Genomic DNA, 24,454 nt, shown 5'->3' with positions numbered 1-24,454 from the left:
TTAGCGGTCCACGTCGGCCATAACGAAATCGATACTACCCAGGTACGCGATCAAGTCCGCGACCATGCTGCCCTTGATCACCGAAGGGATCTGTTGCAGGTGCGGGTAGCTTGGAGTGCGAATCCGGGTGCGGTAGCTCATGGTGCCGCCATCGCTCGTCAGGTAATAACTGTTGATGCCCTTGGTCGCTTCGATCATCTGGAAGGATTCGTTGGCCGGCATGACCGGACCCCACGAAACCTGAAGGAAGTGTGTGATCAGGGTTTCGATGTGCTGCAGCGTGCGTTCCTTGGGCGGCGGCGTGGTCAGCGGGTGATCCGCCTTGTACGGGCCGGCCGGCATGTTGCGCATGCACTGCTCGATGATCTTGAGGCTCTGGCGCATTTCTTCGACGCGGACCAGACAGCGGTCATAGGCGTCGCCGTTGGCGGCCAGCGGGACTTCGAATTCGAAGTTCTCGTAGCCCGAGTACGGACGCGCCTTGCGCAGGTCGAAGTCCAGGCCGGTGGCGCGCAGGCTCGGGCCGGTGACACCCCAGTCCAGCGCTTCGCGTGTGTTGTAAGCGGCAACGCCAATGGTCCGGCCGCGCAGAATGCTGTTGTCGAGCGCCGCCTTCTGGTATTCGTCCAGACGCTTGGGCATCCACTCCACGAAGTCCTTGACCAGCTTTTCCCAGCCGCGCGGCAGGTCGTGGGCAACGCCACCGATACGGTACCAGGCCGGATGCAGGCGGAAACCGGTGATCGCTTCGATCACGGTGTAGGCGCGCTGGCGGTCGGTAAACGTGAAGAACACCGGGGTCATCGCCCCGACGTCCTGGATGTAGGTCCCCAGGAACAGCAGGTGGCTGTTGATGCGGAAGAATTCGGCCATCATGATGCGGATCACGTTGACCCGGTCCGGCACGGTGATGCCGGCCAGTTTCTCCACCGAAAGCACGTAGGGCAGGTTGTTCATCACCCCACCGAGATAGTCGACGCGATCGGTGTATGGGATGTAGCTGTGCCAGGACTGGCGTTCGCCCATCTTCTCCGCGCCGCGGTGGTGGTAGCCGATGTCCGGCACGCAGTCGACGATCTCTTCGCCGTCCAGCTGCAGAATGATGCGGAACGCACCGTGAGCCGAAGGGTGGTTCGGGCCCAGGTTGAGGAACATGTAGTCCTCGTTCTTGCCGGAGCGCTTCATGCCCCAGTCTTCGGGACGGAAACGCGCGGCTTCTTCCTCAAGCTGTTGCTTGGCAAGGGTCAGGCTGTAAGGGTCGAACTCGGTGGCGCGGGCAGGGAAGTCCTTGCGCAACGGGTGACCTTCCCAGGTCGGCGGCATCAGAATACGGGTGAGGTGCGGGTGGCCCTCGAACGTGACCCCGAACATGTCCCACACTTCACGCTCGTACCAGTTTGCGTTGGGCCAGATACCGGTGATCGAAGGCAGGTTCAGGTCCGATTCGGACAGCGCCACCTTGATCATCACGTCGCTGTTACGCTCGACCGAAAGCAGCTGGTAGAACACAGTGAAGTCGGAGCCCGGCAAGCCGCGGCGATGGGTGCGCAGGCGTTCGTCCATGCCGTGCAGGTCATAGAGCATCGAGTAGGGCTTGGCCACCTGACGCAGGAATGTCAGGACCTCGATCAGTCGCGCGCGCTCGACCCACAGCACCGGCATGCCGGTGCGGGTCGGCTGGGCTGTGAAAGCCTCGGCGCCAAATCGGTTGGACAGTTCAACGACGACATCTTGGTCGTCAGCCTTGTAAGGCGGGATGTACAGAGCGGTGTCTGCAGTCATAGGTCTCAATCACTTCGGTCAACGTACAGAATCAGCCCGATTCCTGTCTTTTTTATAAGAAGAACGGGCTGGATCAGACTTCGTCGGGGCTGCGCAGGTTTGTGACCTGGATACGCTGTTCGCGGCGCTGTTCCTTTTGCGACGGCATATCGGCGCGGTAAACGCCTTGTTCGCCGACGACCCAGGAAAGTGGGCGACGCTCCTGGCCGATCGATTCCTGCAAAAGCATCAGGCCTTGCAGAAATGCCTCGGGGCGGGGCGGGCAGCCGGGCACGTAAACATCCACAGGGAGGAACTTGTCGACTCCCTGGACTACCGAATAGATGTCGTACATGCCACCGGAGTTGGCACACGCGCCCATGGAGATGACCCACTTTGGTTCAAGCATCTGCTCGTACAGACGTTGAATGATGGGAGCCATCTTGAGGAACGGCGTGCCGGCGATCACCATGAAATCCGCCTGACGCGGTGATGCACGAATGACCTCGGCGCCAAAGCGCGCGATGTCATGGGGTGCGGTGAAAGCGGTGGTCATTTCCACGTAGCAGCACGAAAGGCCGAAGTTGTACGGCCACAGGGAGTTCTTGCGCCCCCAGTTGACCGCGCCGTTCAGCACGTCTTCGAGCTTGCCCATGAAAACATTTTTGTGGACTTGATCTTCTAGCGGGTCGGAAACGGTTTCCCGCTTGCCGATTGGATACTGCTCGTTAGGAGCATCCGGGTCGATCCTGGTGAGATTGTATTGCATCGCCAAAGCCTCATTGTTTTAGCTTCGCCTGCCGAGTACGGCGACCTTCGGGAGCCCAATCGAGCGCCCCTACCCGCCATAGGTAGACAAGACCTGCCAACAGAATTGCTATGAAAACGAGAGCTTCGACGAATCCGGTCCAGCCGCTTTCGCGGACGGACACAGACCAGGCAAAGAGAAAAAGGGCTTCAATGTCAAAGATCACGAAAAGCATCGCGACCAGATAGAATTTTGCGGAGAAACGCAGACGTGCACTGCCGGTCGGCAGCATGCCGGACTCGAAAGGTTCGTTCTTGCTGCGGCCCCAGGCCTTGCTGCCGAGCAGGCTGGAGACGCCGAGCATGAAGGCGCAAAGGCCGACAACACCCAAAAGGAAAATGGCGAAGCCCCAGTTGTGGGCAATCAATCCTGTCGATTCGGGCATGCTGGCAGTCCTTATTAGAGAGCAAAGGTCTCTGTGCTTGATGACGAGTTGACGCAGTGACGAATTGTCGCAGCGCGTGCAACGGGGTGATTTTATGTGCAAACAGTGGGCAAGTAAATTTTCTACATCAAAATTATTCGAAGAATTAATCGCCTGGCATGCCATCTTCGGCCGCAGAGGCCCGCAGGACGGGGCCCGGCGGTGATTTCGCACAACAGTTTTCTTTCTGGGAAAAGCAATGAAAGCCAATTTAAATGATAATTAATATCATCTAGCGCGTTGTTTTCTTATCTACTAGTCAGTATCCGAGAACTTGCGGCCGCTTATTGACCGCGGCAGTTGTAACACCGTCGCGCTGACCATGGCTTGTCCGGGGTCAATACAAGCCGCCTATACAAAAAAACAGACCGCCGATGAAGGCGGTCTGTTCTGGGCTCAAACGCGGCCCGGTCAGTGGAACTGTTCTTCCTCGGTCGAGCCGGTCAGCGCCGTTACCGACGATACGCCACCCTGAATCACGGTGGTCATGTCGTCAAAGTAGCCGGTACCGACTTCCTGCTGGTGCGCAACGAAGGTATAGCCCTTGGCGGCGTCGGCAAATTCCTGCTCTTGCAGCTTCACGTAGGCGGTCATGTCGTTGCGCGCGTAGTCATGCGCCAGATTGAACATGCTGTGCCACATGTTGTGAATGCCGGCCAGGGTGATGAACTGATGCTTGTAGCCCATCGCCGACAGCTCGCGCTGGAACTTGGCGATGGTCGCGTCATCGAGGTTCTTCTTCCAGTTGAAGGAGGGCGAGCAGTTGTACGACAGGAGCTGATCGGGGTATTCGCGCTTGATCGCTTCGGCGAACCGGCGTGCTTCGTCCAGGTCTGGCTTGGCGGTCTCGCACCAGATCAGGTCGGCGTAGGGCGCATAGGCCAGCCCGCGGGAAATCGCCTGATCCAGACCTGGACGAACCTTATAGAAGCCTTCGGGGGTACGGCTGCCGGTCACGAATGGCTGGTCGTACGGATCGCAGTCCGACGTCAGCAGGTCGGCGGCGTTGGCGTCGGTGCGCGCCAGAATGATGGTCGGCACGCCCGCCACGTCTGCGGCAAGGCGCGCGGCGACCAGCTTTTGCACCGCTTCCTGGGTTGGAACAAGTACTTTGCCGCCCATGTGGCCGCACTTCTTGACGGATGCCAGCTGGTCCTCGAAATGCACGCCCGCAGCGCCAGCCTCGATCATGTTCTTCATCAGCTCGTAAGCATTGAGCACGCCGCCAAAGCCTGCTTCGGCGTCGGCCACGATAGGCGCGAAGTAGTCGATGTAACCTTCGTCGCCTGGGTTCTTGCCCGCCTTCCACTGGATCTGGTCGGCGCGGCGGAAAGCGTTGTTGATGCGCTTGACCACGGTAGGCACGGAATCCACCGGGTAGAGCGACTGATCCGGGTACATGGATTCGGCCGAGTTGTTGTCTGCAGCCACCTGCCAGCCCGACAGATAGATGGCCTGGATTCCCGCCTTGACCTGCTGCACCGCCTGGCCACCGGTCAGGGCGCCCATGCAGTTGACGAAGTCCTTGTCAGGACGGAACGACGGCCTGGCGCCCTGGGTCACCAGGTTCCAGAGCTTGTCGGCGCCCATTTTTGCGAAGGTGTGTTCGGGTTGAACCGAGCCACGCAGGCGGACGACATCGGCAGCGGAGTATGTACGGGTGACATTCTTCCAGCGTGGGTTTTCAGCCCAGTCTTTCTCAAGCGCCGCTATTTGTTGTTCGCGTGTCAGTGCCATGGAGATAAACCTCTTGATGTAGGCCTTGCCTGGAGAGTCCTGCTCCGCCAAAACGCCTCGTTTATCGAAGGCACGGAAAATGGCTGCTCACTGATCGGAGGTTTGCTTGAGGCCGCGGTCTGGCGCGATGGCAACGGATGAACGAATAGCCCATGGAAAGCAGTGGGTGTCCAGGCATGACTCGAATGTGCAGGTCGACTCGTGGAGGCCTTGCTGCATCACAGAGATTGCCCGTCTGCCGGTAAAACGCTTCCGTCCCTCGGGACAACTTCGTTCCAGTCGCAATCTCGTCAAACTGCCTTGTGGGCGGTACGGACACGAATCGGCTCAGGTGGGTGGGTCAGAGCGACGACTCGGAGGCTCGATGCAGGGCCTCTGATCAGCGGGAGCGAGGCAATCATGCCTCGCGTGTTTTGGCTCGTCAAACGTTTTGTAGTGCTTATTTGTATTCACTACATATCGTCTGATTTACGACCCGCTGGTCACCGAAAGGCCCGCTGGTGCTGGCTTTAGGGTGGGTATGAGCTAGTCGAGGCTGTCGACCTTGACCCGCAACACCATGTCGCTCCGGCCCTGGGTCGAATAGCGCTGCGCCAGAGCACGCTGATCGGCCGCCGAGTTGCTGCTTTGTCCGGCCAGGGTGATCCATTCGCCCAGACGACCGCTGACCTTGCTGTCGGTGCTCTGGACGTTGATGGTGTCCGGGCGCTCCTGGCTCAGGCGGTCGCGATTGGTGCTTATGTCCAGATGCACGATGTCGCCGGTCACCGTTGCAGTGACGTAGAAGCCCTGCGTCACATTGCGATATTCGGTGTCGCTCTGCGCATACCCGTACGAGTCGGCGGAGGAGGTCGTCAGCGGCACGCTTTGACCGACTTGAATGAGCGCAGGCGTGCCTTCGCTGGTCTGGACCTGCTGGACGCCGCCTTCACGGCTGGCCGTGCCATAACTCTTGATTCTCGACGGGCTTGCGCCGCTGCTGTCGCGGGAGGCGCTGTCGCTGGTGTCAACGCTGATCAGCAGGCGTCGGGGCGCGATGTCCAGTTGGGTGATCAATGCGCGGAGCTCTTCGATCCGGCGAGATTCGGCGTTGACGATCAACTGGTTGCCGTAGCTGCTGACGGTGCCGTCCTGGCCGATGAATGACTGGGCAACCGGCAGCAGCTCCGCGCTGGTGCGGTAATTGAGCGGCACCACTTCGGTCGCCGCTGACACACAGGTACTGAAGATCAGGAGCAGGGAAGCAAGCAGGGTACGTCCGGACATGAGCATTCTCCGCAAAGGGCGCGTAAGGCCTGAGTTTGCCAGTTTGTCGGCTTGGCGAGGGACAAGTTGAGCGTGCGGATGGCAAAACGCCCCGCGCTTGCCCGCCTCAACGCGCAGGCGTGAGGCGGAAAAGGCGGGGCGACGTGTCATGTAGTGCCCGCGAGCGAGCCTACAAAATGCCGGTTTCAGGCTCGACGGATCATGTCCACATGGGGCAGGCCGGCTTCGAGAAACTCGTCGCTGACCACGATGAAGCCAAAACGCTGGTAGAACGCCGCGGCCTGAACCTGAGCGCTGAGCTTCTGCTCGGTGAGGCCGCGCTTCTCTGCCTCCTGGATGACCGCGTTGAGCAGCGCATCGCCAACATCCAGACCGCGCCAGTCCTTGAGGACCGACAGTCGACCGATTTCCCCATCAGGCAGCAGGCGCGCTGTGCCGATTGCAAAGTCGCCTTCGTAGGCCAGAAAGTGTATGGCGCTGCTGTCTTCCGCGTCCCATTCCAGTTCCGGCGGCACCGATTGTTCGACGACGAACACGGTGTCGCGAATCCGCCGGATATCGGCGTTGTTCTTCTGCCAGTCTGCGACGGATACAGTGGTTTTATTCATCGGCGAATCCCAGACTTCCTTGTTTTACGAGCTCACAAAGCAGATTGCGACCTTCGTCGTCGGCCAGCCATTGACCGAGGTTTTCGGCGTGCAACGAGTCAGCGGCGCATATCAGTTTAAGAAGGGCGCGCAGATTGCCCGGCAACAGGCGACTCTGTCCACTGGCAAACAGTAACAGATCGTCATCGACTTCCGACCAGGCCAGGCGTGCGCTCGGATTGCGGATCAAGACCGCACCCTGTTCAAGGCTGTCCAGCAGGTCGGTTTCGTCCAGCTCCGCGCCAGCGACCAGCTCCGGGTAGCGCGGCTCGGTCATGAACTGGCCGAACCAGGTCAGCAACAGGCGCTCGTCGCCCATGTGTTCGGCAAGCAACGCCTTCAGGCGGTCGAGTGCGTCGTGCTGGATCTGATGCGGATCGCTCGCCGGCTGCGCATCGGCGTCAGTGTAGCGATCTTCGTCCGGGATGAACTGGCTCAGGAAGTCGGTGAAGTGGGTCAGCACTTCGGCCGCGCTGGGCGCGCGGAAGCCCACCGAGTACGTCAGGCATTCATCGACGGCCACGCCGCAGTGCGCCAGACGGGGCGGCAGATACAGCATGTCGCCCGGTTCCAGGGTCCACTCTTGCGTGGCCTTGAATTCGGACAGGATGCGCAGGTCCGCATTCTGCAGGAGCGGGCTCTCCGAGTCGCACATCTGGCCGATCTGCCAGTGCCGCTTGCCATGGCCTTGCAGCAGGAACACGTCGTAGTTGTCGAAATGCGGTCCTACGCTGCCGCCTGGCGCTGCGTAGCTGATCATCACATCGTCGATGCGCCAGCTGGGCAGGAAGCGGAAATTCTCCAGCAACTCGCTGACTTCAGGCACGAACTGATCGACCGCCTGAACCAGAAGGGTCCACTCGCGCTCGGGCAGCTTGCTGAATTCGTCTTCCGCAAACGGGCCGCGGCGCAGTTCCCAGGGACGTTCGCCGTTTTCGATGACAAGTCGGGATTCGACTTCTTCTTCCAGGGCCAGGCCCGCCAGCTCGTCAGGATCGATCGGGCTCTGGAAATCCGGCAGGGCCTGACGGATCAGTAGGGGCTTTTTCTGCCAGTAGTCACGCAGGAATACGCGTGCGCTCATACCGCCCAGAAGTTGAAGAGGAATATCAGGATTCATGTGTAAGCCCTTGAAATGAAAACGCCCGGCACAGCCGGGCGTGTGCAGATATTTTTGCGTATCAGATGCGCTTGGCTTGTGCCGCTGCGTTACCGATGTAATTGGTTGGAGTGAGCTGCTTGAGCTCGGCCTTGGCTTGCGCCGGCATGTCTAGACCGTCGATGAACGTCAACAGGGCTTCCGGGCTGATGCCCTTGCCGCGTGTCAGCTCCTTCAACTTCTCGTAGGGATTTTCGATGTTGTAGCGACGCATGACAGTCTGAATCGGCTCGGCCAGGACTTCCCAGCACGCGTCCAGATCGGCGGCGATGCGCTGCTCGTTCAGTTCCAGTTTGCCGATGCCCTTGAGGCTGGCTTCATAGGCAATGACGCTGTGTGCGAAGCCGACGCCGAGATTGCGCAGCACGGTCGAATCGGTCAGGTCGCGCTGCCAGCGGGAAATCGGCAGCTTGCTCGCCAGATGCTGGAACAGGGCGTTGGCGATGCCCAGATTGCCTTCGGAGTTTTCGAAGTCGATCGGGTTGACCTTGTGCGGCATGGTCGAGGAACCGATTTCACCGGCAATTGTGCGCTGTTTGAAATAGCCCAGCGAGATGTAGCCCCAGATATCGCGATCGAAGTCGATCAGGATGGTGTTGAAACGCGCGATAGCGTCGAACAGCTCGGCGATGTAGTCGTGGGGTTCGATCTGGGTGGTGTAGGGGTTGAAGCCCAGGCCCAGCTCGTCTTCGATGAATGCGCGGGCGTTGGCTTCCCAGTCGATGTCCGCGTAGGCGGACAGGTGCGCGTTATAGTTGCCGACAGCGCCGTTGATCTTGCCCAGCAGCGGAACGGCCGCAACCTGAGCGATCTGGCGCTCAAGACGGTAAACGACGTTGGCCAGTTCCTTGCCCAGCGTGGTCGGCGAAGCAGGCTGGCCGTGGGTGCGGGACAGCATCGGCACGTCGGCGAAACGGATGGCCAGTTCGCGAATCGAGCTGGCGATCTGGCGCATCAGCGGCAGCATCACATTGTCCCGGCCTTCACGCAGCATCAGTGCGTGGGACAGGTTGTTGATGTCTTCGCTGGTGCAGGCGAAGTGGATGAATTCGCTGACCTTATCCAGTTCCGGCAGTTTGGCGGCCTGTTCCTTGAGCAGGTATTCCACGGCTTTCACGTCATGGTTGGTGGTGCGCTCGATTTCCTTGACGCGCTCGGCGTGCTCTTCCGCGAAGTTTTCAGCCAGTGCATCGAGAATGGCATTGGCTTCTGCCGAGAAGGCCGGCACCTCGGTGATCTGTGGGTGAGCCGCCAGGCGCTGGAGCCAGCGGACCTCGACCATGACGCGGAAACGGATCAGGCCGTATTCGCTGAAAATAGGGCGCAGGGCCTGGGTTTTGCCGGCGTAGCGGCCATCAACAGGGGAAACCGCAGTGAGCGAAGAAAGCTGCATGGGGTGCTCTCGGACAGTCGGGCAACGAAAAGGGGCGCGTATCATACATGAAAACCCGGTCCGACTGGATCGGACCGACCAGCGTTGACGGCGCCGTGCCTGGTGGTAGGAGTCGCTGTTGCGCGGCGGGTCAGCCGTGCAGCAACGGATAGAGTTCTTTCAATAACTTGCGGCGGCTGAATACCAGTTGCCAGCGATGCCCGCCAACTTGCCGCCACAGCCGGGCCGAACGTATACCGGCCAGGAGAATGGCGCGGATCTTCGAGGCGTTATTGGGCTGTTGCAGGTTGCGCATGTCGCCATGGACCTGAATACGCTGGCGCAGCGTGCTCAGGGTATCCTGATACAGAGCGCCGGCTGCAGCGACGACGTTCTCATGGGCAACCCCGAAGTGCTCGACCTGCGCCTGGATGACCGGCACGCGTTTGCCGATCACTTCGAGCAGGTCGTCGCGCTTGGCCAGCTGCCGCTCAAGGCCAAGCATCGACAGGGCGTAACGTAGCGGCTCGCGCTGCAAGGTGGCCGGGTCGCGTTCCAGGGCGCTGACCATGGCGCGATAGCCCTCACGCAGATTGAGATCGTCGCCGCCGTAGACGTCCAGCGTGTCCTTGGGGTCAAGTACCAGCAGGCTGCCGATCATGCAACCGAGTGCCGCTTCGCTGACCTGTCCGGTCTTGGCGATGCGGTCCACCAGCACAGCGGCCTGGAAGACGCCGCCCAAGGCGATCAATTGCTCCTGAATCGGGGTCATCAACGGGTGTCCTTCGAATTCACGGGTTCGGCGACTTCGATCACGCCGCCGCCCAGGCAGACTTCGCCGTCGTAGAACACCACGGACTGACCGGGTGTGACGGCGCGCTGCGGTTCATCGAATACCGCGCGGTAGCCGTCGGCGGTCTTTTCCAGCGTGCAGTGCTGGTCGGCCTGGCGATAGCGGACCTTGGCGGTCAGGCGGCGCGGCGTGCTCAGATCCACCGGGTTGACCCAGAAGATCTGCGAAGCCAGCAGGGCGCCGGAAAACAGCCATGGATGAGCGTTGCCCTGGCCGACGATCAGCTCGTTATGCTCCAGGTCCTTGACCAATACATACCACGGATCTTCGCTTGCATCCTTGAGCCCGCCGATACCCAGGCCTTGGCGCTGGCCGATGGTGTGGTACATCAGGCCATTGTGGCGGCCGATCACTTCACCCTCGGTGGTCTTGATCTCGCCCGGCTGGGCGGGCAGATACTGGCGCAGGAAGTCGGTGAACCGTCGCTCGCCAATGAAGCAGATTCCGGTGGAATCCTTTTTCTTGGCGGTGGCCAGGCCGTGCTTCTCGGCGATGGCGCGAACCTCGGGTTTTTCCAGTTCGCCAACCGGGAACAGCGTGCGGGCGATCTGCTCGCCGCCTACCGCGTGCAGGAAGTAACTCTGGTCCTTGTTGGGATCCAGGCCCTTGAGCAGTTCGGTGCGGCCGTCGATGTCACGGCGGCGCACGTAATGGCCGGTGGCGATCAGGTCCGCGCCCAGCATCAGGGCGTAGTCGAGGAACGCCTTGAACTTGATCTCGCGGTTGCAGAGGATGTCCGGGTTTGGCGTGCGCCCGGCCTTGTACTCTTCCAGGAAATGTTCGAAGACATTGTCCCAGTATTCGGCCGCGAAGTTGGCGGTATGCAGCTTGATGCCGATCTTGTCGCACACGGCCTGGGCATCGGCCAGGTCCTCGCGGGCGGTGCAGTATTCCGTTCCGTCGTCTTCTTCCCAGTTCTTCATGAACAAGCCTTCCACCTGATAACCCTGCTCCATGAGCAGAACGGCGGAAACGGAAGAATCCACGCCGCCGGACATGCCGACTATGACGCGCTTCTTGTCTGAGCTGGAGAGGGCTGGATCACGCATGGGGATTCGATGGGTGGCCTTGAAAAGGACGCGATTCTAACAGGCTGGCGGCGTGGAGTCTCACGCCTTGTCGCGAAGCACGTCGAGACTGAAGCGTTCCGCGCCCAGATAGTCATCGATGCAACGCAGCACCAGTTCGCTGCGCCAGCGCTCCCGCTGGGCCAGTAGCTCGTCCCGGGTCAGCCAGACCGGTCCGATGATCCCTTCGTCAAGCGCATAATCCGGGCGATGGCCAAGCGCCCTGGCTGCAAAGCAGATGCGCTGATAGGTCACGCCGTTGGAGGGCGCAGTGTAGAGGTAGATGCCGACGACACCGGTCAGCTCGACATCCCATCCGGTTTCTTCAAGGGTTTCACGCACGGCGGCGTGCTGCAGGCTTTCGTTGGGGTCAAGATGGCCGGCGGGCTGGTTGAGCACCGCACGACCTCCTTTCATCTCTTCGACGAACAGGAAGCGGCCCTCGTTTTCGACGATGGTTGCGACCGTGACATGTGCGTGCCATTCCATAAGGGTCTCCCGGCTAATGTTGGCGGAATGTCCATAGTGCCAGAACAGCAAGAGTGCCAGAACAGCGAGGACAATTTCTCGTGGCCTGAAAGCACGAACCCCGGCGCAGGGCCGGGGTTCGTGAGACCGCGTTTGCCTCTTACAACGCAGCGATGGCCGCGTTCAAGGTTGCGCTTGGGCGCATGGCTTTGCTGGTCAGTTCAGGATTGGCGAAGTAGTAACCGCCGATCTCGACAGGCTTGCCCTGGACCGCATTGAGCTCGGCAACGATCTTCTCTTCGTTGTCGGTCAGGGTCTTGGCCAGCGGAGTGAACTGCGCCTTGAGAGCGGCATCGTCATTCTGCGCAGCCAGCGCCTGAGCCCAGAACAGGGTCAGGTAGAAGTGGCTGCCGCGGTTGTCGATGCTGCCGACCTTGCGCGATGGAGACTTGTTGCGATCCAGGAACTCGCCGGTTGCCTGATCCAGGGTTTTGGACAGAACCAGTGCCTTGGGATTGTTGTAGGCGTTGCCCAGGTGTTCCAGAGAAGCGGCCAGGGCGAGGAATTCACCCAGGGAGTCCCAGCGCAGGAAGTTCTCTTCGACGAACTGCTGAACGTGCTTGGGCGCGGAACCGCCGGCACCGGTTTCGAACAGGCCGCCGCCGTTCATCAGCGGTACGATCGACAGCATCTTGGCGCTGGTGCCCAGTTCCATGATCGGGAACAGGTCGGTCAGGTAGTCGCGCAGAACGTTGCCGGTCACCGAGATGGTGTCCTTGCCGGCGCGGGTGCGCTCCAGAGTCAGCTTCATGGCTTCCACCGGCGACAGAATCTGGATGTCCAGACCCGAAGTGTCGTGGTCACGCAGGTACTTGCGCACTTTCTCGATCATCACCGCGTCGTGGGCGCGGGAGGGGTCGAGCCAGAAAATGGCTGGAGTGTTGCTGGCGCGCGAGCGGTTGACCGCGAGTTTCACCCAGTCCTGAATCGGCGCGTCCTTGGCCTGGCACATGCGCCAGATGTCGCCGGCTTCGACGTTCTGTTCCATGACCAGATTGCCCTTGCTGTCGGTCACCCGAACAACGCCTGCAGTCTGGATCTGGAACGTCTTGTCGTGGGAGCCGTACTCTTCGGCTTTCTGGGCCATCAGGCCGACGTTCGGCACGCTGCCCATGGTGGTCGGGTCGAAGGCGCCATTCTTCTTGCAGTCTTCGATGACCGCCTGATAGATGGTGGCGTAGCAGCGATCCGGAATCACGGCCTTGGCGTCGTGCAGCTGGCCGTCAGTGCCCCACATCTTGCCCGAATCGCGGATCATTGCCGGCATCGACGCGTCGACGATGACGTCGCTTGGCACGTGCAGGTTGGTGATGCCCTTGTCGGAGTTGACCATCGCCAGCTGCGGACGGGTAGCGTAAACAGCTTCGATATCAGCCTTGATTTCCGCCTGCTTGTCGGCAGGCAGACTGCTGATGCGGTCGTACAGGTCGCCGATGCCGTTGTTGAGGTTGAAGCCGATCTGCTTGAGGGTATCGGCGTGCTTGGTCAGCGCGTCCTGATAGAACTCTTCGACGATCTGGCCGAACATGATCGGATCGGAGATCTTCATCATGGTGGCTTTGAGGTGTACGGAGAACAGCACGCCCTGTTTTTTGGCGTCTTCGATCTCGGCGGCGATGAAGCTGCGCAGCGCCTTCTTGCTCATGACCGAGCAGTCGATGACTTCGCCGGCCTTGACTGCGGTTTTTTCTTTGAGGACGGTGGTGGTGCCGTCTTGTGCGATCAGCTCGATCTTGACGCTGTCGTCAGCCTCGACCAGAGCGGCTTTCTCGCTGCCGTAGAAATCGCCGCTGCTCATGTGCGCGACGTGGGCCTTGGAGTCAGCTGACCAGGCACCCATCTTGTGCGGATGCTTGCGTGCGTAGTTCTTCACCGAAAGCGGTGCGCGACGGTCCGAGTTGCCTTCGCGCAGGACCGGGTTCACGGCGCTGCCCTTGACCTTGTCGTAGCGGGCGCGGGTTTCTTTCTCGGCGTCGCTCGAAGGGTTCTCAGGATAGTCGGGGATGTTGAAACCCTGATCCTGGAGCTCTTTGATGGTGGCTTTGAGCTGCGGCACCGAGGCGCTGATGTTCGGCAGCTTGATGATGTTGGCTTCCGGCGTGGTGGCCAGTTTGCCCAACTCGGCGAGATGATCCGGCACTTGTTGCTCGGCGCCAAGCGATTCCGGAAAGCTGGAGAGCACACGACCTGCCAGGGAGATATCGCGGGTTTCAACGTCGATATCGGAGGAGGCGGTGAAGGCTTCGATGATAGGCAGCAAGGAATAGGTGGCGAGGGCCGGAGCTTCGTCGGTGAAGGTATAGATGATCTTCGAGCGGTTGGACATTCGTATTAACTCTCTGTTTTGCTGAGCATGCACAAAATCTCGATACGCGCAGGGTATGCACTCTTGCCCACGGTTCGTCATGAGCCTAGGTCGAGGTTGATTCGCGGTGATGTTGGGTGCATCAGTCGAGCGTCACGCAGTCGGGTGGTTGACCCCCGACGCATATATAAAGCTGAAAGTCCTGTTTCAGACGGTTCGGCCTTTATGACTCTGCGGTCACGTCGCGAGTATATCAAACCCTTGGCCCCAGGCATCAATGCTATGCGAGCTAACGATTCGCAACCATTGGCCGTTGGTCGAACCTTGCGCGGGGCCCGGATGGTGTCACCCGGCGCCGATCAACTCGGGCGGACGCGGGTTTGCGGGTGCATGGCAGCCTGACTACGCTCAACAGCTGTCACGTTGTCCAACCGACGCAAACCGGAGTTCAGCATGGGATACCAGAAAATAACAATACCCGCCGCCGGCGAGAAGATCACTGTCAACGCCGATCACTCCCTGAATGTGCCCGACAACCCGATCATTCCCTTCATCGAAGGAGACGGCATCGGGGTCGACATCACGCCTGTCATGATCAAGGTGGTGGATGCCGCCGTCAGTAAGGCTTACGACGGCAAGCGCCAGATTTCCTGGATGGAGGTCTATGCCGGAGAGAAGGCCACGCAGGTCTATGACCAGGACACCTGGCTACCCGAAGAGACGCTCGAAGCCGTCAAGGATTACGTGGTCTCGATCAAGGGGCCGTTGACCACGCCAGTGGGCGGCGGCATCCGTTCTCTCAACGTTGCCCTTCGCCAACAGCTGGACCTGTACGTCTGCCTGCGCCCGGTCCGCTGGTTCGAAGGCGTGCCCAGCCCCGTCAAGAAGCCGGGGGACGTGGACATGACGATCTTTCGCGAAAACTCCGAAGACATCTATGCCGGAATCGAATGGAAGGCGGGTTCTGCGGAGGCCATGAAAGTCATACGTTTTCTGCAGGAAGAAATGGGTGTGACCAAAATCCGCTTCGACCAGGACTGCGGCATTGGCGTCAAGCCGGTTTCAAGGGAAGGCACGCGGCGGCTGGCGCGCAAGGCGTTGCAGTATGTGGTCGACAATGATCGGGAATCACTGACCATTGTTCATAAAGGCAACATCATGAAATTCACCGAAGGCGCCTTCAAGGAGTGGGCATATGAAATCGCCGCCGAGGAGTTCGGTGCGACCTTGCTCGACGGTGGTCCATGGATGCAGTTCAAGAACCCCAGAACCGGCAGGGACGTGGTGGTCAAGGACGCGATTGCCGATGCCATGCTGCAGCAGATTCTGCTGCGCCCGGCTGAATATGATGTGATCGCTACCCTCAACCTGAACGGCGATTACCTGTCCGATGCGCTGGCGGCGGAAGTAGGCGGGATTGGTATCGCGCCGGGCGCGAATCTCTCCGACACCGTGGCAATGTTCGAGGCGACCCATGGCACGGCACCCAAGTATGCGGGCAAGGACCAGGTCAATCCGGGGTCTTTGATTTTGTCTGCGGAAATGATGCTGCGGCACATGGGGTGGACAGAGGCCGCCGACCTGATCATCAAAGGCACTAACGGCGCGATTTCGGCCAAAACTGTGACTTATGATTTCGAGCGTTTGATGGAGGGAGCGACATTGCTGTCTTCATCGGCCTTCGGGGATGCGCTGATCAAGCACATGTAGAAACGCGAGGCCCCCTAACGACCAACCCGGGAAGCCCCGGGTTGGTCGTTTTTCTCTATGGCTGGCGTTTGTGGTGGCTCGCCTCAGGCTGGCACATTCGAAGCTTTATAGGTCGGATTTGAAGCATCTGCTGCGGCGCCAACGCTGACGGTGGCGGGAGAGATATTGACTGCGTGCAACCCTTTGGGCCCCTGGATGATCTCGAAGTTGACCGGCTGGCCTGCTTTGAGAGTTTTGTAACCATCCATGTTGATCGCCGAATAATGCGCGAACAGATCTTCATCCCTGCCATCGGCCAGGATGAATCCATAGCCTTTTGCATTATTGAACCACTTGACTTTACCACTGAGCATAGCCATATCCCTCTGCAAAGGACTCCGTCTGGAGTATCATCCACCTCAATCCGCCTGACCGAAAAAAAATTTTGGTTGACTGCGCGGACCCTTTTTACCCAATGTGGGCTCTATTGTTTGTAACACCGTTTAGCTGATAGTCAAGGTCATGTGGCAGACCATTTTTCAAAATGTGACGTCCGTGATCGATTGCTCAATCCGCCCCTTGAACGAACATCTCTTTCCATGCAACCAATTAGCAAGATTCGACTAACATTCAATCAGGATGGTCCGGAGTCACACGAGGACGACTCGGCTGGCATCGCAGTGCAGGACGCCAAGCCGACCCTGCAGGCGCCACCGATGTACAAGGTGGTTTTATTCAACGATGACTACACGCCGATGGACTTCGTTGTCGAAGTGCTCGAAGTGTTTTTTAACCTGAATCGTGAGCTGGCCACCAAGGTCATGCTGGCCGTCCATACAGAGGGACGGGCAGTGTGTGGATTGTTTACCCGCGACATCGCCGAGACCAAGGCAATGCAGGTCAACCAATACGCCAGGGAGAGCCAGCATCCACTACTCTGTGAGATCGAGAAGGACGGTTAAACGCCGGCCACTTGGGTATGAGGTGAAGCTATGTTAAACCGTGAGCTCGAAGTCACCCTCAATCTAGCCTTCAAGGAAGCGCGCTCGAAGCGTCATGAGTTCATGACGGTCGAACATCTTCTGCTGGCTCTATTGGACAATGAGGCTGCAGCCACTGTCTTGCGTGCCTGCGGCGCCAACCTCGATAAGCTCAAGCATGATCTGCAGGAGTTCATCGACTCCACCACACCGCTGATCCCCGTGCATGATGAGGATCGCGAAACCCAGCCGACGCTCGGGTTCCAGCGCGTGCTGCAACGTGCGGTCTTCCACGTACAAAGCTCCGGCAAGCGTGAAGTCACCGGTGCCAATGTGCTGGTCGCGATTTTCAGTGAACAGGAGAGTCAGGCTGTCTTCCTGCTCAAGCAGCAGAGCGTTGCCCGAATTGATGTCGTCAACTACATCGCCCATGGAATCTCCAAGGTTCCGGGGCATGGCGATCACTCTTCCGAAGGTGAGCAAGATATGCAGGACGACGAGGGCGGTGAGGCATCCTCCTCAGGCAATCCTCTGGATGCCTATGCCAGCAATCTGAACGAACTCGCGCGCCAGGGGCGCATCGATCCACTGGTCGGCCGCGAAAACGAAGTGGAGCGCGTGGCTCAGATCCTCGCTCGTCGTCGCAAGAACAACCCGCTGCTGGTCGGTGAGGCCGGCGTCGGCAAGACTGCCATCGCCGAAGGCCTGGCCAAGCGGATCGTCGATAATCAGGTGCCGGACCTGCTGGCCAACAGTGTCGTCTACTCGCTCGACCTCGGGGCGCTGCTGGCCGGAACCAAATACCGCGGCGATTTCGAGAAGCGCTTCAAGGCTCTGCTCAACGAACTGCGCAAACGTCCGCATGCCATTCTGTTCATCGATGAGATCCATACGATTATTGGTGCCGGTGCTGCATCCGGCGGAGTCATGGATGCGTCAAACCTGCTCAAGCCGCTGTTGTCTTCGGGTGATATCCGCTGCATCGGCTCGACAACGTTCCAGGAGTTTCGCGGCATTTTCGAGAAGGACCGCGCTCTGGCGCGTCGCTTCCAGAAAGTGGACGTCTCCGAGCCTTCGGTCGAGGACACTATTGGTATCCTGCGCGGGCTGAAAGGTCGTTTCGAGCAACATCACAGCATCGAGTACAGCGATGAAGCGTTGCGCGCCGCGGCAGAACTTGCGTCGCGCTACATCAACGATCGTCACATGCCTGACAAGGCGATTGACGTGATAGACGAGGCCGGCGCCTACCAGCGTCTGCAACCAGTAGAGCAGCGCGTCAAGCGTATCGAGGTGCCTCAGGTTGAGGACATCGTCGCCAAGATCGCGCGTATTCCTCCAAAGCACGTCAACAGTTCCGACAAGGAGCTGCTGCGTAATCTGGAGCGCGACCTGAAGCTGACCGTGTTTGGTCAGGATGCGGCAATCGATTCCCTGTCGACTGCGATCAAACTGTCCCGTGCCGGCCTCAAGTCGCCCGACAAGCCTGTTGGCTCGTTCCTGTTCGCAGGTCCGACCGGTGTCGGCAAAACCGAGGCGGCGCGTCAGCTGGCCAAGGCACTGGGCGTGGAGCTGATTCGCTTCGACATGTCCGAATACATGGAGCGCCATACCGTTTCGCGTCTGATCGGTGCGCCTCCAGGCTATGTCGGCTTCGACCAGGGCGGCCTGCTGACCGAGGCCATCACGCGTCAGCCGCATTGCGTATTGCTGCTCGATGAGATCGAGAAGGCGCATCCGGAAGTCTTCAACCTGCTGTTGCAGGTCATGGACCACGGTACGCTCACCGATAACAACGGCCGCAAGGCGGATTTCCGCAACGTGATCGTGATCATGACCACCAACGCTGGCGCGGAAACCGCGGCGCGGGCTTCGATCGGCTTCACGCATCAGGATCACTCTTCCGATGCGATGGAAGTCATCAAGAAGAGCTTTACGCCGGAGTTCCGCAACCGTCTGGATACCATCATTCAGTTCGGTCGCCTCAGCCACGAAGTCATCAAGAGCGTGGTGGACAAGTTCCTCACCGAGCTCCAGGCGCAGCTGGAAGACAAGCGCGTTCTGCTCGAAGTGTCGGACGCGACCAGAAGCTGGCTGGCGGAAGCTGGTTACGACGCGGCAATGGGTGCCCGCCCGATGGCGCGCCTGATTCAGGACAAGATCAAGCGTCCGCTGGCGGAAGAGATTCTCTTCGGCGAACTGTCCGAGCATGGTGGCATCGTTCATGTCGACGTCAAGGATGGCGAAATCACGTTCGATTTCGAGACGACGGCAGAAATGGCCTGACGGGCCGGTCCGGCTCCGCGCTCGTCAGGGCGCGGGGCGGGGCGGGTCTACAGGTGCGGTATCGCACTCACGTTAAAACAGACAGGCACACAAAAACGCCCGGCAGCTGCCGGGCGTTTTTGTTGATACTTGCTTAACGAGCGCGGTAGGTGATACGCCCTTTGCTCAAGTCATAGGGCGTCAGCTCAACACGCACCTTGTCGCCGGTCAGAATACGGATGTAGTTCTTGCGCATCTTGCCGGAGATATGCGCGGTTACGACGTGCCCGTTTTCCAACTCCACACGAAACATGGTGTTGGGCAGGGTGTCGACGACAGTGCCTTCCATTTCGAAGCTGTCTTCTTTCGACATGCAGTAAAGCCCTCGGTATACAAATGAGTGGCCCGGTGCAAGTGGCGCCAGGCAAAAGCGGCGTGCATTGTGCCCGAAAAAACCCATTCAAGCCAAGGGCTTCAGTACAGAGTGACCCATCTTTGGTTGGTTAACAGCTCGATAGGCCGATATTGCGTCTTGTAATTCATCTTTTTGCAGTTCTTTATCCAGTAGCCCAGATAAACCGCATGCAGGTGCAGACGAGCGGCTTCGGCGATCTGCCAGAGGATGGCGTAGCGGCCCAGGCTGCGGCGCTCCTCTTCTGGCTCGTAGAAGGTATAAACCGCTGACAGCCCGTTGGGCAGCAGGTCGGTCACAGCCACGGCCAGCAACCGGCCTTCGACGCGAAACTCGTAGAAACGCGAAAACGGCAGGTCGCGGACGAGGAAGGTGGAGAACTGGTCGCGGCTGGGCGGGAACATGTCTCCGTCGGCGTGCCGATGCTGAATGTAGCGCTGATAGAGATCGAAGTATTCTTCGGTGAATACTGGCTTCATGCTGCGGACCGTCACATCGGCGTTGCGCTTGAAGATGCGTTTCTGCTGACGGTCCGGCACAAACAGATTGACCGGAATGCGCGCCGGTACGCAGGCGCTGCAGTTCTGGCAGTGGGGTCGGTAAAGATGGTCTCCGCTGCGGCGAAAGCCCATGTCCGACAGATCGGCATAGACCTGGACATCCATCGGTTGGCTGGGGTCCAGGAACAGAGTGGTCGCCTGCTCTTCAGGCAGGTAGCTGCACGTATGGGGTTGAGTGGCATAAAACTTAAGCCGCGCCAGCTCCGTCATGATCGCCCCCTTTATCAGAATCCTGGTTAAGAGTGTATGCCAGCCTGCCCGGCTCGCCTAGGCAACCAGTCGGCGTAATTCACCTGATCCAGACAGGTCTGCAGATAGTGAGCGAACTCCGAGCGTGGAATCGAATGCGCGCCGAGGCTGTGCAGATGGTCGGTGGGCATCTGGCAATCGATAAGGACAAATCCCCAGGCCTGGAGATGCTGGACCAGTGTTGCGAAGCCGACCTTTGACGCGTTGTCGGCGCGGCTGAACATTGATTCGCCGAAAAACAGCCTGCCCATTGCCAGTCCGTAAAGGCCGCCGACCAGTTCGTCCTGCGCCCAGACCTCCACACTGTGCGCATGACCGCGCCGGTGCAGCTCCAGATAGGCGTCCTGCATGCTGCCGGTGATCCAGGTTTCGTTGGCGTAGCTGCGCGGCGCAGCGCAGGCGCGGATCACCGCGGCGAAGTCTTGATCGAAGGTGACGCGATAGCGTTCCTGGCGCATGACTTTGGCCAGGCTCCGCGAAACATGCAGCCGATCCGGCAGCAGCACGGTGCGCGGGTCTGGCGACCACCAGAGAATGGGCTGGCCATCCTGAAACCATGGAAAGCAGCCATGGCGGTACGCCTGGATCAGGCGGTCGGCGGACAGATCGCCGCCTGCGGCCAGCAGGCCGTTCGGTTCTCGCAGCGCCTTGTCGAGGGGCGGGAAGTTCAGACTGTCGCGTTGCAACCACGTCAGCATGGCGTCGCTCCTCTGCGGCAGGGGAGGGCGGCCTGCGGCGCGGCGTGCAACTCTGCCGGGCAAACGAGGTCACAAGCGGTCGCCGCGAGGCGCAAGCCTGTTCCGCGGCACGTTACGGGTGGCAAGGTCAGGGGCAGCGCAAGGGCGGCACTTCGCAGGGTGTGTAGATTCACGTCATAAGCCTTTGTCACGAAAGAGAATGCGTGCTCAAATTGTAAGCCGTCTGTAATGCTTGAGCGTATGCTACACAACTGTTCGACGCAGGCTCGGTAGGAAACATGTTCGCGCGAGGCATCCAACGGCAGCGGCGACTTTTCGTACAGACCCGGAGGGTTACAAAACCGTACAATGGCCACTTTGCGCGGTATTATTCAGTTCATCCGTCAAACCGGCATCCAGCGTGTCAGTCTTCCCATTTTTCAACCGGGAAGTCGATGTCATTTGACGGTGGTTCATAGTTAATCAGTGAGATGTTCGCGCTCAGCGCAGGAAATAAAGCGTTTTGAAGAAATCTACTCCAGCACCCAGCGCTGTTCCGCTATGGCGGCAGCAATTGCACTACCGGCTCAAGGAAGGCGCACTGATTGCCTTCGGTGCCCTGTGCCTGTACCTGATCATGGCGTTGTTGACCTATGACCAGAGCGATCCCGGCTGGAGCCACACCAGCAGCGCTCCGCAGGTCCAGAACGCCGCAGGCCGGGCAGGCGCGTTCTGCGCGGACATCCTGTTCATGGTCCTGGGCTATTTCGCCTATATCTTCCCGTTGCTGCTGGGCATCAAGGCCTGGCAAGTCTTCCGCCAGCGGCATGAGCCGTGGCAATGGAGCGGCTGGCTGTTCTCCTGGCGGCTGATCGGCCTGGTATTTCTGGTGCTGGCCGGCGCGGCCCTCGCCCATATCCATTTCCACTTCACTGCAGGTTTCCCCGGTTCGGCCGGCGGCGTGCTGGGCGAAGTGCTGGGTGATCTCGCCAAGCGGGCCCTGAACATTCAGGGTAGTACGCTGTTGTTCATCGCGCTGTTTCTGTTCGGGTTGACGGTGTTCACCGATCTGTCGTGGTTCAAGGTCATGGATGTGACCGGGAAGATCACGCTGGACCTGTTCGAGCTGTTCCAGGGCGCGGCCCATCGCTGGTGGGTGGCGCGTTCCGAGCGCAAGCAGATGGTCGCGCAGTTGCGCGCGGCGGACCTTCGCGACGATGAGGTCATGAAACCGTTGGTCGCGGAGCGTCGGGAACCGGCCAAAGCCAGGCAGCGTCTTGCCGATCGTGAAGAGCCCGAGTTCACGTTCTCGTCGGCGCCAGCCGCAGTGCCAGCGCCTGCCGCGCCGGCAGCTCCAGCTCCGTCGGCAGCACCGGGCAAGCCCATGCCCGCGGTCATTCCGCCAGCCCCGGCTCCCGCGCTGGCCAAAGCCCCCGAGCCGGCCAGGCGCGTTGCGAAGGAGAATCCGCCGTCGCAGTTCATCGACAGCGCCGTCGAAGGCACACTGCCGCCGATCTCGATTCTCGATCCGGCGGAAAAGAAACAGCTCAACTATTCACCAGAATCCTTGGCGGCGGTAGGCAATCTGCTGGAGATCAAGCTCAAGGAATTCGGCGTCGAGGTGTCGGTGGACTCCATCCACCCAGGCCCGGTCATCACCCGTTACGAGATCCAGCCGGCCGCGGGCGTGAAGGTCAGTCGTATCGCCAACCTGGCCAAGGACCTTGCGCGCTCGCTGGCCGTGACCAGCGTGCGGGTGGTCGAGGTCATCCCGGGCAAGACCACCGTCGGTATCGAGATTCCCAACGAAGACCGCCAGATCGTGCGGTTCTCCGAGGTGCTTTCCTCGCCTGAATACGACAACTTCAAATCGCCGGTCACCCTGGCGCTCGGGCATGACATTGGCGGTCGTCCGGTTATTACCGATCTTGCGAAGATGCCGCACCTGCTGGTAGCGGGTACTACCGGTTCCGGTAAGTCGGTGGGCGTCAACGCCATGATCCTGTCGATCCTGTTCAAGTCGGGTCCCGAGGACGCCAAGCTGATCATGATCGACCCCAAGATGCTCGAACTGTCCATCTACGAGGGCATTCCGCATCTGCTGTGTCCGGTGGTTACCGACATGAAGGACGCGGCCAACGCCCTGCGCTGGAGCGTTGCCGAGATGGAGCGGCGCTACAAGCTGATGGCCGCGATGGGTGTGCGCAACCTGGCCGGCTTCAACCGCAAGATCAAGGACGCCGAAGAAGAGGGCAATCCGATCTCCGACCCGATGTATCGCCGTGAAAGCATCCACGACGAGGCGCCGTTGCTGAGTACGCTGCCGACCATTGTCGTGGTGGTGGATGAGTTCGCGGACATGATGATGATTGTCGGCAAGAAGGTCGAAGAACTGATCGCCCGTATCGCCCAGAAGGCGCGGGCGGCGGGTATTCACCTGATTCTGGCTACCCAGCGCCCCTCGGTTGACGTGATCACGGGTCTGATCAAGGCCAACATCCCGACGCGAATGGCGTTCCAGGTGTCGAGCAAGATCGACTCCCGGACCATCATCGACCAGGGCGGCGCCGAGCAGCTGCTGGGTCATGGTGACATGCTCTACATGCCGCCCGGCACCAGCCTGCCGATTCGCGTGCACGGCGCATTCGTTTCCGACGAAGAAGTCCATCGCGTGGTGGAAGCCTGGAAAATGCGCGGGACGCCCAACTACAACGACGATATTCTGGCCGGAGTGGAAGAGGCCGGTAGCGGCTTCGAAGGCGGCAGCGGCGAAGGCGGCGAAGACAGTGAGAGCGACGCGCTCTACGATGAAGCCGTCAAGTTCGTGCTGGAAAGTCGTCGGGCGTCGATCTCGGCCGTCCAGCGCAAGCTCAAGATCGGCTACAACCGCGCCGCGCGCATGATCGAAGCCATGGAAATGGCCGGCGTTGTCACGGCGATGAACACCAATGGCTCGCGCGAGGTGCTCGCACCTGGCCCGATGCGCGACTGATGAAGCTCCACCGCGTTGGCAGCGCGCAATCCGCGCTGTCGCAACATCACCGAATTCAATGAGGACTCCCATGCGTCTTATCCGCATGTTACTGGCAACCGCACTGACCTTCTCCGCGATCCCGGCCCATGCTGACAGCAAGGACGTGGCTCGCCTGACCCAGTTGCTGGAAACGTCCCGGACACTGACCGCGCGTTTTTCCCAGCTGACGCTGGATGGCGGTGGCACGCAGCTGCAGGAGACTTCGGGCGAGATGGCGCTGCAGCGTCCGGGCCTGTTCAACTGGCACACCGACGCGCCGCAGGAGCAACTGATGGTTTCCGATGGCAAGAAGGTTTCCCTGTGGGACCCTGACCTGGAGCAGGTCACCATCAAGACTCTCGATCAGCGCCTGACTCAGACGCCGGCCTTGTTGTTGTCCGGCGACGTGTCGAAAATCAGCGAGAGCTTCGATATCAGCGCCAAGGAAGCCGGCGGCGTGATCGACTTCGTGCTCAAGCCCAAGACCAAGGACACGCTGTTCGACAGCCTGCGTCTGTCGTTCCGCAACGGCGTGATCAACGATATGCAGCTGATCGACAGTGTCGGCCAGCGTACCAATATTCTGTTCACCGGTGTCAAAGCCAACGAACCGATCGCCGCCAGCAAGTTTCAGTTCCAGATTCCGAAAGGCGCTGATGTCATCCAAGAGTGAAGAAGGCTC

The 24,454-nt window shown here is 59.9% G+C and carries 21 protein-coding genes; 5 read left to right on the top strand and 16 right to left on the bottom strand.

Annotation, left to right across the window (positions count from 1 at the left end):
* The 12 genes from nuoC to J3P77_RS14055 all read right to left on the bottom strand — a co-directional run bounded on the left by nuoC (window position 1) and on the right by J3P77_RS14055 (window position 13,948).
* Entirely contained in the window at window positions 1-1,782 is a 1,782-nt protein-coding gene (nuoC, locus tag J3P77_RS14110; protein WP_434677232.1) for an NADH-quinone oxidoreductase subunit C/D, read from the bottom strand.
* A 73-nt stretch (window positions 1,783-1,855) separates the two neighbouring features.
* Window positions 1,856-2,530 carry a NuoB/complex I 20 kDa subunit family protein gene (locus J3P77_RS14105; protein ID WP_434677231.1) on the bottom strand — a complete coding sequence of 225 codons (675 nt, stop codon included), beginning with the start codon at window positions 2,528-2,530 and terminating at the stop codon, window positions 1,856-1,858.
* A 10-nt stretch (window positions 2,531-2,540) separates the two neighbouring features.
* Entirely contained in the window at window positions 2,541-2,954 is a 414-nt protein-coding gene (locus J3P77_RS14100) for an NADH-quinone oxidoreductase subunit A (RefSeq protein ID WP_434677230.1), read from the bottom strand.
* Window positions 2,955-3,404: 450 nt separating this feature from the next.
* Entirely contained in the window at window positions 3,405-4,730 is a 1,326-nt protein-coding gene (aceA, locus tag J3P77_RS14095) for an isocitrate lyase (protein ID WP_434677229.1), read from the bottom strand.
* A gap of 525 nt (window positions 4,731-5,255) precedes the next feature.
* Complete coding sequence (locus J3P77_RS14090) at window positions 5,256-6,002, bottom strand: secretin N-terminal domain-containing protein (protein ID WP_434677228.1); 747 nt, start codon at window positions 6,000-6,002, stop codon at window positions 5,256-5,258.
* Window positions 6,003-6,181: 179 nt separating this feature from the next.
* Entirely contained in the window at window positions 6,182-6,604 is a 423-nt protein-coding gene (locus J3P77_RS14085) for a GNAT family N-acetyltransferase (RefSeq protein WP_434677227.1), read from the bottom strand.
* The gene (locus tag J3P77_RS14080; RefSeq protein ID WP_434677226.1) at window positions 6,597-7,763 is read right to left on the bottom strand and encodes a JmjC domain-containing protein; all 1,167 of its coding nucleotides are present in this window, start codon (window positions 7,761-7,763) and stop codon (window positions 6,597-6,599) included. The genes J3P77_RS14085 and J3P77_RS14080 overlap by 8 nt, the downstream gene beginning before the upstream one ends.
* A gap of 61 nt (window positions 7,764-7,824) precedes the next feature.
* A complete protein-coding gene (gene purB, locus J3P77_RS14075) occupies window positions 7,825-9,195 on the bottom strand; it encodes an adenylosuccinate lyase (RefSeq protein WP_434677225.1) in 1,371 nt (456 codons plus the stop codon).
* Window positions 9,196-9,325: 130 nt separating this feature from the next.
* Window positions 9,326-9,946 (bottom strand): high frequency lysogenization protein HflD, encoded by a 621-nt coding sequence (gene hflD, locus J3P77_RS14070; protein ID WP_434677224.1) that lies wholly within the window; start codon window positions 9,944-9,946, stop codon window positions 9,326-9,328.
* Window positions 9,946-11,076, bottom strand: coding sequence for a tRNA 2-thiouridine(34) synthase MnmA (gene mnmA, locus J3P77_RS14065; protein WP_434677223.1), 1,131 nt, complete (start codon window positions 11,074-11,076; stop codon window positions 9,946-9,948). Before mnmA ends, hflD begins: the two co-directional genes overlap by 1 nt.
* 60 nt (window positions 11,077-11,136) lie before the next feature.
* Entirely contained in the window at window positions 11,137-11,583 is a 447-nt protein-coding gene (locus J3P77_RS14060; RefSeq protein WP_434677222.1) for an NUDIX hydrolase, read from the bottom strand.
* A 139-nt stretch (window positions 11,584-11,722) separates the two neighbouring features.
* Window positions 11,723-13,948: an NADP-dependent isocitrate dehydrogenase gene (locus tag J3P77_RS14055; protein WP_434677221.1), complete on the bottom strand. Its 2,226-nt coding sequence runs from the start codon at window positions 13,946-13,948 to the stop codon at window positions 11,723-11,725.
* Window positions 13,949-14,380: 432 nt separating this feature from the next.
* Between J3P77_RS14055 and icd the strand changes: the two genes are divergently transcribed.
* Window positions 14,381-15,637 (top strand): NADP-dependent isocitrate dehydrogenase, encoded by a 1,257-nt coding sequence (gene icd, locus J3P77_RS14050; protein WP_434677220.1) that lies wholly within the window; start codon window positions 14,381-14,383, stop codon window positions 15,635-15,637.
* 83 nt (window positions 15,638-15,720) lie between these two features.
* On the opposite strand, the gene cspD is transcribed toward icd, so the two are convergent.
* The gene (gene cspD / locus J3P77_RS14045) at window positions 15,721-15,990 is read right to left on the bottom strand and encodes a cold shock domain-containing protein CspD (protein ID WP_434677219.1); all 270 of its coding nucleotides are present in this window, start codon (window positions 15,988-15,990) and stop codon (window positions 15,721-15,723) included.
* Window positions 15,991-16,215: 225 nt separating this feature from the next.
* Here cspD and clpS point away from each other — a divergent pair, with 225 nt between their 5' ends.
* Both clpS and clpA read left to right on the top strand, forming a co-directional pair.
* Complete coding sequence (clpS, locus tag J3P77_RS14040; protein WP_434677218.1) at window positions 16,216-16,578, top strand: ATP-dependent Clp protease adapter ClpS; 363 nt, start codon at window positions 16,216-16,218, stop codon at window positions 16,576-16,578.
* A gap of 30 nt (window positions 16,579-16,608) precedes the next feature.
* On the top strand, window positions 16,609-18,882 hold the full coding sequence (clpA, locus tag J3P77_RS14035) for an ATP-dependent Clp protease ATP-binding subunit ClpA (protein WP_434677217.1): 2,274 nt from the start codon (window positions 16,609-16,611) through the stop codon (window positions 18,880-18,882).
* A gap of 133 nt (window positions 18,883-19,015) precedes the next feature.
* On the opposite strand, the gene infA is transcribed toward clpA, so the two are convergent.
* The 3 genes from infA to aat form a co-directional block, all read right to left on the bottom strand.
* Window positions 19,016-19,234 (bottom strand): translation initiation factor IF-1, encoded by a 219-nt coding sequence (infA, locus tag J3P77_RS14030; RefSeq protein ID WP_002553999.1) that lies wholly within the window; start codon window positions 19,232-19,234, stop codon window positions 19,016-19,018.
* Window positions 19,235-19,335: 101 nt separating this feature from the next.
* A complete protein-coding gene (locus J3P77_RS14025; RefSeq protein ID WP_434677216.1) occupies window positions 19,336-20,043 on the bottom strand; it encodes an arginyltransferase in 708 nt (235 codons plus the stop codon).
* A 26-nt stretch (window positions 20,044-20,069) separates the two neighbouring features.
* Entirely contained in the window at window positions 20,070-20,780 is a 711-nt protein-coding gene (gene aat, locus J3P77_RS14020; protein WP_434677215.1) for a leucyl/phenylalanyl-tRNA--protein transferase, read from the bottom strand.
* A gap of 502 nt (window positions 20,781-21,282) precedes the next feature.
* On the opposite strand from aat, the gene J3P77_RS14015 reads away from it, so the two are divergent.
* Both J3P77_RS14015 and lolA read left to right on the top strand, forming a co-directional pair.
* A complete protein-coding gene (locus tag J3P77_RS14015) occupies window positions 21,283-23,751 on the top strand; it encodes a DNA translocase FtsK (protein ID WP_434677214.1) in 2,469 nt (822 codons plus the stop codon).
* A 70-nt stretch (window positions 23,752-23,821) separates the two neighbouring features.
* Window positions 23,822-24,445, top strand: coding sequence for an outer membrane lipoprotein chaperone LolA (gene lolA, locus J3P77_RS14010; RefSeq protein ID WP_434677213.1), 624 nt, complete (start codon window positions 23,822-23,824; stop codon window positions 24,443-24,445).
* The last annotated feature ends 9 nt before the right edge of the window (window positions 24,446-24,454 follow it).

Source organism: Pseudomonas sp. R1-18 (assembly GCF_051132095.1).
Taxonomy (GTDB): domain Bacteria; phylum Pseudomonadota; class Gammaproteobacteria; order Pseudomonadales; family Pseudomonadaceae; genus Aquipseudomonas.
Note: the sequence above shows the minus strand (reverse complement) of the source record. Positions and strands in the feature narration are given on the sequence as shown.

Excerpts from the sequence above, each read along its gene's own strand:
- nuoC (WP_434677232.1), bottom strand. The coding sequence starts at position 1,782 with ATGACTGCAGACACCGCTCTGTACATCCCGCCTTACAAGGCTGACGAC.
- J3P77_RS14105 (WP_434677231.1), bottom strand. The coding sequence starts at position 2,530 with ATGCAATACAATCTCACCAGGATCGACCCGGATGCTCCTAACGAGCAG.
- J3P77_RS14100 (WP_434677230.1), bottom strand. The coding sequence starts at position 2,954 with ATGCCCGAATCGACAGGATTGATTGCCCACAACTGGGGCTTCGCCATT.
- aceA (WP_434677229.1), bottom strand. The coding sequence starts at position 4,730 with ATGGCACTGACACGCGAACAACAAATAGCGGCGCTTGAGAAAGACTGG.
- J3P77_RS14090 (WP_434677228.1), bottom strand. The coding sequence starts at position 6,002 with ATGCTCATGTCCGGACGTACCCTGCTTGCTTCCCTGCTCCTGATCTTC.
- J3P77_RS14085 (WP_434677227.1), bottom strand. The coding sequence starts at position 6,604 with ATGAATAAAACCACTGTATCCGTCGCAGACTGGCAGAAGAACAACGCC.
- J3P77_RS14080 (WP_434677226.1), bottom strand. The coding sequence starts at position 7,763 with ATGAATCCTGATATTCCTCTTCAACTTCTGGGCGGTATGAGCGCACGC.
- purB (WP_434677225.1), bottom strand. The coding sequence starts at position 9,195 with ATGCAGCTTTCTTCGCTCACTGCGGTTTCCCCTGTTGATGGCCGCTAC.
- hflD (WP_434677224.1), bottom strand. The coding sequence starts at position 9,946 with ATGACCCCGATTCAGGAGCAATTGATCGCCTTGGGCGGCGTCTTCCAG.
- mnmA (WP_434677223.1), bottom strand. The coding sequence starts at position 11,076 with ATGCGTGATCCAGCCCTCTCCAGCTCAGACAAGAAGCGCGTCATAGTC.
- J3P77_RS14060 (WP_434677222.1), bottom strand. The coding sequence starts at position 11,583 with ATGGAATGGCACGCACATGTCACGGTCGCAACCATCGTCGAAAACGAG.
- J3P77_RS14055 (WP_434677221.1), bottom strand. The coding sequence starts at position 13,948 with ATGTCCAACCGCTCGAAGATCATCTATACCTTCACCGACGAAGCTCCG.
- icd (WP_434677220.1), top strand. The coding sequence starts at position 14,381 with ATGGGATACCAGAAAATAACAATACCCGCCGCCGGCGAGAAGATCACT.
- cspD (WP_434677219.1), bottom strand. The coding sequence starts at position 15,990 with ATGCTCAGTGGTAAAGTCAAGTGGTTCAATAATGCAAAAGGCTATGGA.
- clpS (WP_434677218.1), top strand. The coding sequence starts at position 16,216 with ATGCAACCAATTAGCAAGATTCGACTAACATTCAATCAGGATGGTCCG.
- clpA (WP_434677217.1), top strand. The coding sequence starts at position 16,609 with ATGTTAAACCGTGAGCTCGAAGTCACCCTCAATCTAGCCTTCAAGGAA.
- infA (WP_002553999.1), bottom strand. The coding sequence starts at position 19,234 with ATGTCGAAAGAAGACAGCTTCGAAATGGAAGGCACTGTCGTCGACACC.
- J3P77_RS14025 (WP_434677216.1), bottom strand. The coding sequence starts at position 20,043 with ATGACGGAGCTGGCGCGGCTTAAGTTTTATGCCACTCAACCCCATACG.
- aat (WP_434677215.1), bottom strand. The coding sequence starts at position 20,780 with ATGCTGACGTGGTTGCAACGCGACAGTCTGAACTTCCCGCCCCTCGAC.
- lolA (WP_434677213.1), top strand. The coding sequence starts at position 23,822 with ATGCGTCTTATCCGCATGTTACTGGCAACCGCACTGACCTTCTCCGCG.